Raw genomic sequence first — 11,175 nt, forward strand, 5'->3', positions numbered from 1 at the left:
ATCATCAGTACAGTGAATACATAGGCCGTGCCGACGCCCCTACGTCGACCAGGCCTTTCCTGTGTGAGAAGCCAATGAACGCTTTGGATCTGGACGTATTGCAACAAGCCCGGGATTGGGTCGCTGCGGGCAAGCGCGTGCACCTGGTGACCGTGGTGCAGACCTGGGGTTCGGCGCCGCGGCAGGCGGGCGCCATGCTGGCCGTGCGCGACGACGGCCGGGTGGTCGGCTCGGTGTCGGGCGGCTGCATCGAAGACGATCTGATTGCGCGCGCCCGCGCCGGCGAGCTTGAAGACGCCCCTGCCCGCCTGACCTACGGCGTCACGCGGGACGAGGCCGCGCGCTTCGGCCTGCCTTGCGGCGGCACGCTGCGCCTGATCAGTGAACGGCTACACGACACCGAATGGCTGGACCGCGTGCTGGCATCGATCCGCGAGCATCATCTGATCCAACGCACGGTGGACCTGGTCGATGGCCACACCTCGATCTCACCTGCCGGACCTGCCGACGGGCCCGATTTCGACGGCCGGCGCTTCCGCAGCGTTTACGGCCCACGCTGGCGGCTGCTGATCATCGGCGCGAACCATACTGCCCGCGTATTGGCGGACATCGCCGCAACGCTGGAATTCCACGTCACGGTGTGCGATCCCCGCGAGGAATTCTTCGGCGATTGGAACGCAGCCCAAGCCACGCTGCTGACCAGCATGCCCGACGATGCCGTGCTGGAGATCGGCACCGACGAACGCACCGCGATCGTGGCCGTCACCCATGACCCCAAGCTTGACGACATGGCGCTGCTGGAAGCGTTGAAGTCCCCCGCGTTCTATGTAGGCGCGCTAGGGTCGCGCGCCAATCAGGAGAAGCGGCGTGAGCGCTTGCGGCTGTTCGACCTGGAAGATCATCAGATTGAACGCCTGCATGGCCCGGTGGGCTTGCGCATTGCCAGCAAGACGCCGGCCGAGATTGCCGTGGCGATCGCCGCCGAATTGATCTGGGTGCGAAATTCGCTGGGGGATGGGCAAGCTGCCCGCAGCGTGCCTCAGGCGAATGCGTTGAAGGAGTGAAAAAGGGGGATCGCGCCGCAGGCGCCCCCCTTTGCCTTACATCGGTTTGAGCGTCGTACGGCTGTACTGGTTATTGGCTTCGACCAGCGTGGACAGCAGCTTCATGAAGATTTCCTGGTTGCGCGCCGACAGGGGTTCCAGCAAGCGCTGCTGTGCCCGCGCCATGCCCTGCTGCAACAGCCCCATGATGCGCAACCCTTCCTGGGTGATCACCGCCTGGCGTGAACGCTTGTCGGTGGGATTCACCCGGCGTTCCACCAGGCCGCGCTCCTGCAGCCGCTTGACCACGTCAGCAGTCGTGGTGCGGTCCAGCCCCAATTCCATGCCGATGGCGGTCTGGTCCAGCCAGGGGCTGAGCGACAGCGCCGTCAGCACGCCGTACTGCACGGGCGTCACGTTCTGCGTCTTGCACTCTTCGTAGAACATGGCGTAGTGGATCTGGTTCAGGCGCCGCACCAGATAGCCGGGGCGCGACCACAGCACCTGCTTGGCCGGATCGAAAATATTGCTGTCTGTCTTCTGAGGTGCGACGCGCTTCTGGGACGTCGTCTTTTTCTGTACATCCGGCACGTTGAGGCAGCTCCGATTAGTTAGTGTACTGAGAATAATACCATCGGCAACCGGGTGTCGAGGGGCTTTGACGGGGTGCTTGAGAGAAATCAAACGGCCTCCGGCGGCGCCTTTCATCGCCCTAGCGCGGATGCGCCGCCAGGTACGTTTTCAAGGTCTGCACCAGCGCCGCCGCGGCGGGCGACAAGCTGCGGTTGCGCGAGGTGACCAGACCGATCGAGCGCTCGGCCACCGGCCCCGTCAACGGCCGCTGGACGATGGCCGTCTGGGATACCGCGCCCGCCGCGATCTCGGGCAAGGCGGCCACGCCAAAACCGCACTCGACCATAGCCACGATCGTCGTCAGATGCTCGGCTTCGAACGCGGGCGTGAAGCGGATGCGGTTCTGCAGAAATGCCCATTCTGTGTACTGCCGCACGCTGCTGGGCTGCACCATCGATACGTGCGCGGCGGTGGCCGTGTCGGCCCAGCGCAACGGTCCGCGCGTCTTGGCCAGGGGGTGGGATTCGGGAATCAGCAGCAGGAAGCTGTCGGACATCAGCGGCACGTAGTGCAAGTCGGCGTGCTGCGGATCGGCGGCGGTCAGCGCGAAGTCCACCTCGCCGGCGCGCACCAGATCAAACGCGGGACCGGACAGCGTGTCACGCACTTTCAGCGCCACGTGCGGATGCGCCTGGCGGTAGGCCATCAGCACGCGCGGCAATAGCCGGGCAGCCAGCGACGGCAAGGCGGCCACCGACACCTGGCCCTGCTCGGCGCTGGTGACGCCGCTGACGGCCGCGATCGCGTCGCGAAACGCCACCTGCAGGGTCGCGGCCTGCTGCAAGAATACCTCGCCCGCCGCCGTCAGGCGCACGGTGCGCGTGGTGCGGTCGAACAGCCGCACGCCCAGCGCCTCTTCGATGCGCTGGATCTGAGTGGAAAGCGCCGACTGCGACAGGTGCAACTGCGCGGCCGCCTGCCGGAAATTGAGCGTGCGCCCCAGCACCAGCGTGGTGTCGATATCGCGCATCGAAAGATTGATCTGCATGCCGGCCTGCCTGTCTCTATTGATCTGTTTTAACGATCATTCTATCCAAAAAATCTGATTCATCAATCAAAGCGGCTTCTCTACACTCGCCCCCAACGACGATGCAAGAGAGGAGCAAACCATGCAGACGGACGCAAAAGCGCTGCCCAACCCGGGCGCGGCGCATGCAGTGGTAGTGGGCGGCGGCACGATGGGCGCCGACGTGGCGGTGGTGTTGACCCGCGCGGCCTGCCGGACGACCGTGATCGAATCCAACGCGGAACGCGCGGCCGGCCTGCCCGCCCGCGTCGCCGAAAACCTGAAGACCATCGGCCGCGAAGCCAATGCCGCCCTGCTGGCCACCGCCCCCAGCCTGGACGCCGTGGACTGGTCCACCGTGGATCTCGTCATCGAGTGCATTCCCGAACGCCTGGACATCAAACAGGCCCTGTTCGCGGACCTGGCGCAGCGCGCCCGGCCCGACGCCATCCTGGCCAGCAACAGTTCCAGCTTCCCCATCAGCGCCATTGGCCAGGGCCTGGATACGCGCGGCCGCATGCTGGGCCTGCACTTCTTCATGCCCGCGCACCTGGTGCCGCTGGTGGAAGTGGTGCTGGGCGAAGCCAGCGACAACGCCTGCGCGGATTCGCTGATCGCCTTCATGCGCCGTTGCGGCAGCGTGCCGGTGAAGGTCAAGCAGGACCTGCCCGGTTTCCTGGCCAACCGCCTGCAGCACGCGCTGTCGCGCGAGGCCTTCGACCTGATCGACCGCGGCATCGCGTCGCCGGAAGACGTGGACGCCGCCGTCCGCTTCGGCTTCGGCTTCCGCTTCCTGGCGGCCGGCCCCGTCATGCAACGCGACCACGCGGGCATCGACGTGCACGCCGCCGCGGGCGCGACCATGTACCCGACCTTCTGCAATTCGGACCACCCGGCGCGCTGCCTGACCGAACGCGCCGCCGACGGCCGTTACGGCATGAAGGCCGGTGAAGGCTTCTACGCCTGGACGCCCGAGACGATCGCCGCCGAGCGCGCCCGCTACGACCGCCTGTTGCGCGCCGGCCTGGACCTGATCAGCCCCGAACTGCCGGAGATCCAGCCTTGAACGCTGCCGCCCTGCCGCGCGCCGCGCTGGCCGAATCCCCCGTCATCATCACCGTGGCGCCCAACGGCGCCTACAAGAAAGCCGCCGACCACCCCGCCGTGCCGATGACGCCCGAGGCATTGGCGCTGGAAGCGCGCGCCTGCCTGGACGCCGGCGCCGGGATGATGCACATGCACGTGCGCAAGCCCGACGGCAGCCACTTGCTGTGCGCGCACGCCTACCGCGAAGCGCTGGCCGCGGTGGACCGCGCCGTGGGCCGCGAACTGCTGGTGCAGGTCACCAGCGAAGCCGCCGGCGTCTACAAGGCGGCCGAGCAGATCGCGCTGGTGCGCGAACTGCAGCCCGAAGCCGTGTCCATGGGACTGCGCGAAATCGCCGTGCCGGACGTTCCCGAAGCGGAACTGGCGGCGTTCCTGGCCTGGGTGGCCGAGCGCCGCATCATGGCCCAGATCATCCTGTACGACGAAGGCGACGTGCGCCGCTGGCAATCGTTGCGCGCCCGCGGACTGGTGCCGCCGGGCGCCTGGTCGGTGCTGTTCGTGCTGGGCCGCTACAGCGTGGGCCAGACGTCTTCAGCCTATGACCTGCTGCCCTTCCTGGCGGCGTACGACCAATCGCTGCCCTGGGCGATCTGCGCGTTCGGCGCCGAGGAAAACGCCTGCGTCACGACCGCGGCGGCATTCGGCGGCCACATGCGCGTGGGCTTCGAGAACAACCTGAAGCTGCGCGACGGCAGCATCGCGTCCGGCAATGCGGCGCTGGTTCGCCAGGCTGCCGAAGGCGCCCGCGCGCTGGGCCGTCCGTTGGCCACCGCGGCGGATGCGCGCCGCATCTACGGCGCTATCGGCTAATCCGCAACGCGAATCAATACAAGGTGCCTGACGCCTGCCGGAGCGCGCTCCGACAAGGCGTCAGGCACCTTTGTATATAGCGCGACCGCGCGATTGTTTCGCCGTGATGCAACATTGACGCCATGTAAAACCACTGCTAAAAACTTCGACATCCGCACGTTAAACGCAATACCCCAACTGTCGTAGTGAGGTGGTGTGTGCAAAACGAGTCTGATGGGTACACCAAGCCCCAGGAGCTTCGAAGTTTCCTGTTCCTGACGGCCGTCATGGCCCCCGTCCTTACGGTCATCATCGTGGCGGGCTACGGTTTCATCGTCTGGTTCTATCAGCTGATTGCCGGCCCTCCGGGCAGCTGATGCAACGCGACGGAAAACCTCCCATGTCCGCGCTTGCCTCCCCCGCGCCCTTGGCGGCGCCCCCTGAGCTGCACATTGCCAGCCTGGTGGTGCATGCCCTGCCCCAACGCCTGCCCGACGTCCGCGCCGCCATCCTGGCGGTAGCCGGATCCGAAATCCATGGCGCGTCCGACACCGGAAAACTGGTGGTCACGCTGGAAGCGCCCTCCACCGACGACATGATGGCGCGGATCTCCGAGATCCAGCGCCTCGATGGCGTGCTTGCCTCGGCGCTGGTCTACCAACATGCCGACACGCTTGCCGCGATGAACGAGGAGATTGACGATGGCCATGGCTCGTAGAGACTTCATCAAGCAATCCGCCGCCGCGGCTGCCGCCACCGTGGCGGGCATCCCGATCGTCGGGTACACGCAGAACATCGTGACCGAATCCGAGGCCGCCAAGCTGAAATGGTCCAAGGCGCCCTGTAGGTTCTGCGGGACCGGCTGCGGCGTGAACGTCGCGGTGAAGGACAACCAGGTCGTGGCCACGCACGGCGATTTCAACGCCGAGGTCAACAAGGGCCTGAACTGCGTCAAGGGCTACTTCCTGTCCAAGATCATGTATGGCAACGACCGGCTGACCACGCCGCTCTTGCGCATGAAGGACGGCAAGTACGCCAAGGACGGTGAATTCGCACCGGTGTCCTGGGACCAGGCCTTCGACGTGATGGCCGAACAGTTCAAGCGGGTGTTAAAGGACAAGGGGCCCACGGCGGTGGGCATGTTCGGATCGGGCCAATGGACCGTGTGGGAAGGCTACGCGGCGCTCAAGCTGATGAAGGCAGGCTTCAGGTCGAACAACCTGGACCCGAACGCGCGGCACTGCATGGCATCGGCAGCCGTGGGTTTCATGCGGACCTTCGGCGCCGACGAACCGATGGGCTGCTATGACGACATCGAGAACGCCGACGCCTTCGTGCTGTGGGGTTCGAACATGGCCGAGATGCACCCCATCCTGTGGACGCGCGTGACCGACCGGCGCCTGTCCGCCCCCAAGACGAAGGTCGCGGTGCTGTCCACCTTCGAGCACCGCTCGTATGAACTGGCCGACCTGACGCTGACCTTCACGCCGCAGACGGACCTGGCGATCCTGAACTACATCGCCAACTACATCATCCAGACCAAGCGCGTGAACCGCGACTTCGTGGACAAGCACACCGTGTTCCATGAAGGCAACACCGACATCGGCTATGGCCTGCGGCCGGACCACCCCTTGCAGAAGGCGGCCAAGAACGCCGACAAGGCGGGCGGTTCCAAGCCCATCACCTACGACGACTTCGCCAAGTTCGTCTCGAAGTACGACCTGGAATACACGTCCAAGCTGACCGGCGTGCCGCAGAAGCAATTGCAGGACCTGGCCGAGCTCTACGCCGACCCGAAGATCCGCGTGACCTCGTTCTGGACCATGGGCTTTAACCAGCACACGCGCGGCGTGTGGGCCAATAACATGGTCTACAACATCCACCTGCTGACCGGCAAGATCTCGACGCCGGGCAACAGCCCGTTCTCGCTGACCGGCCAGCCGTCGGCCTGTGGGACCGCGCGTGAAGTGGGCACGTTCTCGCACCGCCTGCCGGCCGACCTGGTCGTGACCAACCCCAAGCACCGCGCGCATGCGGAAGAGATCTGGAAACTGCCCGACGGCACCATTCCCGAAAAAGTGGGCGCGCACGCGGTACTGCAGAACCGCATGCTCAAGGACGGCCAGATCAACGCCTACTGGGTGATGGTGAACAACAACATGCAGGCGGCGGCCAACCTGATGAATGAGGGACTGCCGGGCTACCGCAACCCCGACAACTTCATCGTGGTGTCGGACGCCTACCCCACGGTCACCACCATTTCGGCCGACCTGATCCTGCCCGCAGCCATGTGGGTGGAAAAGGAAGGCGCCTACGGCAACGCCGAACGGCGCACCCAGTTCTGGCATCAGCTGGTGAACGCCCCGGGCGACGCGCGATCCGACCTGTGGCAGTTGATGGAATTTTCCAAGCGCTTCAAGGTGGAAGAGGTCTGGCCCGCCGACCTGCTGGCCAAGAAGCCCGAGTATCGGGGCAAGACCCTGTTCGACGTGCTCTTTGCCAACGGCAAGGTCAACAAGTTCCCCAACAGCGAATTGAACGCGGAATACGAAAACCAGGAAGCGAAGGCTTTCGGCTTCTATGCGCAAAAGGGGCTGTTCGAGGAATACGCCGAATTCGGCCGCGGCCACGGGCACGACCTGGCCCCCTTCGACACGTACCACGAGGCCCGCGGCCTGCGCTGGCCCGTCGTCAACGGCAAGGAAACCCTGTGGCGCTACCGCGAAGGCAGCGACCCCTACGTGAAGGCGGGCGCCGGCTTCGAGTTCTACGGCAATCCGGACGGTCGCGCCATCATCTACGCCCTGCCCTACGAGCCGCCTCCGGAATCGCCCGACAAGGAATACCCATTCTGGCTGTCCACCGGCCGCGTCCTGGAGCACTGGCATTCCGGGTCGATGACGCGGCGCGTGCCCGAGCTGTACCGGGCCTTTCCCAACGCGGTCTGTTTCATGCACCCCGACGACGCGCAGGCGATGGGCCTGCGGCGCGGCGTGGAAGTCGAGATCGAATCGCGGCGCGGCAAGATGCGCACCCGACTTGAGACCCGCGGGCGCGACAAGCCGCCGCGCGGCCTGGTCTTCGTGCCCTGGTTCGACGCCGGCCAGCTGATCAACAAGGTCACGTTGGACGCCACCGACCCGATCTCTTTCCAGACCGACTTCAAGAAGTGCGCGGTCAAGATCGTCAAGGTCTGAGCGGCCCCGGGAGACAGCCATGAAACGACGCGCCGCAACCATCGCCATCGGCATCCTTCTGGCCTCGGCCGCCTGGGCCGCCCCGCCGCTGGAGGTCGAAGACCCCATGCGCGGGCCCACCCCGATCGCAGAAGAAGCCAACCCGCCGCTGATAAGCCCGATTGAAAACAAGGACATCAAGCGGATGCGCACGTATTCGATGCAGCCGCCCACCATTCCGCACAAGATCGACGGCTACCAGATCGACAAGAACTACAACCGTTGCCTGGCCTGCCATGCGCGGGTGAACACCGAGGAAACCCAGGCGCCGCCCTTGAGCGTGACGCACTACATGGACCGCGACAGCAACGTGCTGGCCGAGGTATCCCCACGGCGCTATTTCTGTGTGCAGTGCCACGTGCCGCAGGCCGAGGCCAAGCCGCTGGTGTCCAATACCTATCAGGACATCGATGTGATCCTCAAGCGCCTGACGGCCCCGGCCACCGACAAGAAGTAAGGGATCGATGCCGCCATGCTCAAGCTCCTAAAGCGCTACTGGAACATCATCCGCCGCCCCAGCGTGCACTTCAGCCTGGGCTTTCTGACGATCGGCGGCTTCATCGGCGGCATCCTGTTCTGGGGCGCCTTCAACACGGCGATGGAACTGACCAACACCGAAAAGTTCTGTACGGGCTGCCATGAAATGCGCGACAACGTGTACGCGGAACTGAAGGGCACCATCCACTTCACCAACCGCTCGGGCGTGCGCGCCTTGTGCTCGGACTGCCACGTGCCGCACAACTGGACCGACAAGATCGCCCGCAAGATGCAGGCGTCCAAGGAAGTCTGGGGCAAGATCTTCGGCACCATCGACACGCGCGAAAAATTCGTGGACAAGCGGCTGGAGCTGGCTCAGCACGAATGGGCTCGCTTCAAGGCCAACGACTCGCTGGAATGCCGCAATTGCCACAACTACGAATACATGGACTTCACGCGCCAAAGCGTGCGCGCGCAGAACATGCACTCGACCTATCTGGCCGACAAGACCAAGACCTGCATCGATTGCCACAAGGGCATCGCCCATACGCTGCCGCATATTCCGCCTGGCCAGACCTCTGACGCGACGCCGCCGGCCAGGGCGCCCAAAGAGGTGGCGAATGCGGCCCGCTGACGCCCCGCCGCCCCTGCTCGCGGCCCGCGGGCTGCGCAGCCCCCGCGGCGGCCCTTGCAGCGGGCCCGAGGGACTGCGGCCGGTGGATGTCGAGCTGCATGCCGGCCAGATCCTGCATCTGCAGGGCGCCAATGGCAGCGGCAAGACCAGCCTCTTGCGCATGTTGGCCGGCCTGCTGCGCCCGCTGGCCGGCACGCTCTATTCGCAGGGCCAGGAGGTGCGCCGCGACACGGCGGCGTACTTCGCGCGCGTGGCGTTCCTGGGGCACGCCAACGGCCTGTGCGGCGAACTGACGGCGCTGGAGAACCTGCGCTATAGCCTGCATGTGGCCGGCACGCCCCAAGACGACGACGCCATTGCGACGGGCCTGCGCCGTTGGCGTCTGGAGGGCAGCGTGCACGTGCCCGCGGCCCGGCTGTCCCAAGGCCAGGGCCGTCGGCTGGCAATGGCCGCCGTGGTGCTGGGCGGCAAGCCCCTGTGGCTGCTGGATGAACCCGACGCGGGGCTGGACGCCGCCAGCCTTGAGCAGTTGTGGCGGGCGCTGGACGCACACCTGGATGCCGGCGGCGCCGCAGTCGTGGCGTCGCACCGCGCGCCCGGCACCGCCGTCGTCCGCATGCAAACCTTGAACATGGATGACTACGCGGATGCTGGCTACGCTGTCTCAGTTGGCGCTACGTGACATCCGGCTAGCCTGGAGACGGCCCGCGGATACGCTGGGCGCCACGCTGTTCTTCATCGTGGCGGGTTCCCTGTTCCCGCTGGCGGTCGGCCCCGATCCCGTCCTGCTGCTGGCGATCGGGCCGGGCGTGCTGTGGGTCTGCGCGTTGCTGGGCATCCTGTTGAGCCTGCACCGCCCGTTTGCACAAGACCATGCCAACGGCGCGCTGGAGCAACTGTTGGTGTCGCCGCACCCGCTGCCGCTGTTGGTGGGCGTGAAGCTCGCCGCGCACTGGGTCAGCGGCTGCCTGCCGCTGATCCTGGCCAGCCCCGTGCTGGCGCTGCAATTCGGCCTGCCGCCGCAGGCGATCGGCGTACTGGTCCTGTCCCTGCTGCTGGGCACGCCCACGCTGGCGCTGGTGGGCGGTCTGGGCGCGGCGCTGACGCTGGGCCTGCGCGGCGGGGCGTTGCTGCCCCTGCTGGTGCTGCCGCTGTACGTGCCGGTGCTGATCTTCGGAGCGGGCGCCGTGTCCGCCACGCACGCGGGCCTGGGCGCCGGACCGCAACTGTCGCTGCTGGGCGCCTGCCTGTGCCTGGCGATCCTGCTATGCCCCTGGAGCGCGTCCGCCGCGCTGCGCGTGGCGCTGGACTGAGAGGCCCCATGCACGAGCAACCCGCCTTCGATTCGTCCTACTCCCCCGCGCCGACCGCCCCTGGCGCCGGCTGGCTGCGCTATGCCTCGCCCGCGGTGTTCTATCCGCTGGCTGGCCGCCTGATTCCGGTGCTGGCGCTGGCGGCCGCCCTCTTCGCCTGCGCGGGCCTGTATGTGGGCCTGGCCGTGGCGCCCACGGACAGCCAACAGGGCGAGGTCTACCGCATCCTGTTCATCCATGTGGCAGCGGCGTGGATGTCGATGTTCCTGTACCTGGTGATGGCGGGGTATGCCGCGCTGGGCTTGATCTACAACACGCGCCTGTCGTTCATGATGATGCGGGCGCTGGCGCCCACCGGCGCGCTCTTCACCTTCCTGACGTTATGGACCGGCGCGTTGTGGGGCAAGCCCACCTGGGGCGCGTGGTGGGTCTGGGATGCGCGGCTGACCTCGGAACTGATCCTGCTGTTCCTGTACCTGGGCTTCATGGCCTTGCAGGCGGCGACCGACGACACGCGCCGCGCCGACCGCGGCGGCGCCATCCTGCTGCTGGCCGGCGTCGTCAACGTGCCCATCATCTATTTCTCGGTGCGCTGGTGGAGCACGCTGCATCAGGGCGCATCCATCAACCTGACGTCCGCCCCGAGCATGGCGCGCATCATGGTCGCCGCCATGCTGCTGATGGTGGCGGCCTTCTGGCTGTACAGCGCGGCCGTGGCGCTGGCGCGGGTGCGCGGCATCATCGCCGAACGCGAACCCGGCGCGGCGCGCGCCGGCCGCCCCGCCCCGGAGGCCCCATGAGCTGGGACGCGCTGTTCTCGCTGCAAGGCCACAGCCCTTACATCCTGGGCGCCTACGGCGTCACCCTGGCGCTGATGGGTGCAGAGGCCCTTGTGCTGTGGGGGGGGGGGGGGGGGCGGCCCCCCCCCCCCCCCCCC

The 11,175-nt window shown here is 66.5% G+C and carries 14 protein-coding genes; 12 read left to right on the forward strand and 2 right to left on the reverse strand.

Annotated features, from left to right (window positions below; translation table 11 throughout):
• Nucleotides 1-74 precede the first annotated feature (74 nt).
• Complete coding sequence (locus tag AC27VE_RS09435) at nt 75-1,064, forward strand: XdhC family protein (protein ID WP_488703689.1); 990 nt, start codon at nt 75-77, stop codon at nt 1,062-1,064.
• Nucleotides 1,065-1,100: 36 nt separating this feature from the next.
• Here AC27VE_RS09435 and AC27VE_RS09440 read toward each other — a convergent pair whose 3' ends face one another.
• Together AC27VE_RS09440 and AC27VE_RS09445 are read right to left on the reverse strand one after the other, a co-directional pair.
• Complete coding sequence (locus AC27VE_RS09440) at nt 1,101-1,568, reverse strand: MarR family winged helix-turn-helix transcriptional regulator (protein ID WP_377785544.1); 468 nt, start codon at nt 1,566-1,568, stop codon at nt 1,101-1,103.
• A 187-nt stretch (nt 1,569-1,755) separates the two neighbouring features.
• A complete protein-coding gene (locus tag AC27VE_RS09445; protein WP_006224194.1) occupies nt 1,756-2,664 on the reverse strand; it encodes a LysR family transcriptional regulator in 909 nt (302 codons plus the stop codon).
• Between the two features lie 121 nt (nt 2,665-2,785).
• On the opposite strand from AC27VE_RS09445, the gene AC27VE_RS09450 reads away from it, so the two are divergent.
• From AC27VE_RS09450 to AC27VE_RS09500, 11 genes are all read left to right on the forward strand, one after another.
• Nucleotides 2,786-3,748, forward strand: coding sequence for a 3-hydroxyacyl-CoA dehydrogenase family protein (locus AC27VE_RS09450; RefSeq protein ID WP_006224195.1), 963 nt, complete (start codon nt 2,786-2,788; stop codon nt 3,746-3,748).
• Nucleotides 3,745-4,599 (forward strand): beta-keto acid cleavage family enzyme, encoded by an 855-nt coding sequence (locus AC27VE_RS09455; protein WP_088588516.1) that lies wholly within the window; start codon nt 3,745-3,747, stop codon nt 4,597-4,599. The genes AC27VE_RS09450 and AC27VE_RS09455 overlap by 4 nt, the downstream gene beginning before the upstream one ends.
• A gap of 197 nt (nt 4,600-4,796) precedes the next feature.
• Nucleotides 4,797-4,955, forward strand: coding sequence for a periplasmic nitrate reductase, NapE protein (gene napE, locus AC27VE_RS09460; protein ID WP_035212934.1), 159 nt, complete (start codon nt 4,797-4,799; stop codon nt 4,953-4,955).
• Between the two features lie 23 nt (nt 4,956-4,978).
• Nucleotides 4,979-5,296: a chaperone NapD gene (locus AC27VE_RS09465; protein ID WP_006224198.1), complete on the forward strand. Its 318-nt coding sequence runs from the start codon at nt 4,979-4,981 to the stop codon at nt 5,294-5,296.
• Complete coding sequence (gene napA, locus AC27VE_RS09470) at nt 5,280-7,775, forward strand: periplasmic nitrate reductase subunit alpha (RefSeq protein WP_006224199.1); 2,496 nt, start codon at nt 5,280-5,282, stop codon at nt 7,773-7,775. Before AC27VE_RS09465 ends, napA begins: the two co-directional genes overlap by 17 nt.
• A 19-nt stretch (nt 7,776-7,794) precedes the next feature.
• Nucleotides 7,795-8,271 (forward strand): nitrate reductase cytochrome c-type subunit, encoded by a 477-nt coding sequence (locus AC27VE_RS09475; RefSeq protein WP_006224200.1) that lies wholly within the window; start codon nt 7,795-7,797, stop codon nt 8,269-8,271.
• A gap of 15 nt (nt 8,272-8,286) precedes the next feature.
• Nucleotides 8,287-8,925: a cytochrome c3 family protein gene (locus AC27VE_RS09480; protein WP_006224201.1), complete on the forward strand. Its 639-nt coding sequence runs from the start codon at nt 8,287-8,289 to the stop codon at nt 8,923-8,925.
• Nucleotides 8,912-9,607: a heme ABC exporter ATP-binding protein CcmA gene (gene ccmA, locus AC27VE_RS09485; RefSeq protein WP_488703690.1), complete on the forward strand. Its 696-nt coding sequence runs from the start codon at nt 8,912-8,914 to the stop codon at nt 9,605-9,607. Before AC27VE_RS09480 ends, ccmA begins: the two co-directional genes overlap by 14 nt.
• Nucleotides 9,573-10,238 carry a heme exporter protein CcmB gene (gene ccmB, locus AC27VE_RS09490; RefSeq protein WP_006224203.1) on the forward strand — a complete coding sequence of 222 codons (666 nt, stop codon included), beginning with the start codon at nt 9,573-9,575 and terminating at the stop codon, nt 10,236-10,238. The genes ccmA and ccmB overlap by 35 nt, the downstream gene beginning before the upstream one ends.
• An 8-nt stretch (nt 10,239-10,246) precedes the next feature.
• Nucleotides 10,247-11,038, forward strand: a complete 792-nt coding sequence (ccmC, locus tag AC27VE_RS09495) for a heme ABC transporter permease CcmC (RefSeq protein ID WP_488703691.1) — start codon at nt 10,247-10,249, stop codon at nt 11,036-11,038.
• On the forward strand, nt 11,035-11,175 hold a 141-nt coding region (locus tag AC27VE_RS09500), incomplete at its 3' end, for a heme exporter protein CcmD (protein ID WP_488703692.1). The genes ccmC and AC27VE_RS09500, both read left to right, overlap by 4 nt.

The sequence above is a fragment of the Achromobacter sp. 18P8.1.1 genome, assembly GCF_057799415.1.

Excerpts from the sequence above, each read along its gene's own strand:
- AC27VE_RS09435 (WP_488703689.1), top strand. The coding sequence starts at position 75 with ATGAACGCTTTGGATCTGGACGTATTGCAACAAGCCCGGGATTGGGTC.
- AC27VE_RS09445 (WP_006224194.1), bottom strand. The coding sequence starts at position 2,664 with ATGCAGATCAATCTTTCGATGCGCGATATCGACACCACGCTGGTGCTG.
- AC27VE_RS09450 (WP_006224195.1), top strand. The coding sequence starts at position 2,786 with ATGCAGACGGACGCAAAAGCGCTGCCCAACCCGGGCGCGGCGCATGCA.
- AC27VE_RS09465 (WP_006224198.1), top strand. The coding sequence starts at position 4,979 with ATGTCCGCGCTTGCCTCCCCCGCGCCCTTGGCGGCGCCCCCTGAGCTG.
- napA (WP_006224199.1), top strand. The coding sequence starts at position 5,280 with ATGGCCATGGCTCGTAGAGACTTCATCAAGCAATCCGCCGCCGCGGCT.
- AC27VE_RS09475 (WP_006224200.1), top strand. The coding sequence starts at position 7,795 with ATGAAACGACGCGCCGCAACCATCGCCATCGGCATCCTTCTGGCCTCG.
- AC27VE_RS09480 (WP_006224201.1), top strand. The coding sequence starts at position 8,287 with ATGCTCAAGCTCCTAAAGCGCTACTGGAACATCATCCGCCGCCCCAGC.
- ccmA (WP_488703690.1), top strand. The coding sequence starts at position 8,912 with ATGCGGCCCGCTGACGCCCCGCCGCCCCTGCTCGCGGCCCGCGGGCTG.
- ccmB (WP_006224203.1), top strand. The coding sequence starts at position 9,573 with ATGCTGGCTACGCTGTCTCAGTTGGCGCTACGTGACATCCGGCTAGCC.
- ccmC (WP_488703691.1), top strand. The coding sequence starts at position 10,247 with ATGCACGAGCAACCCGCCTTCGATTCGTCCTACTCCCCCGCGCCGACC.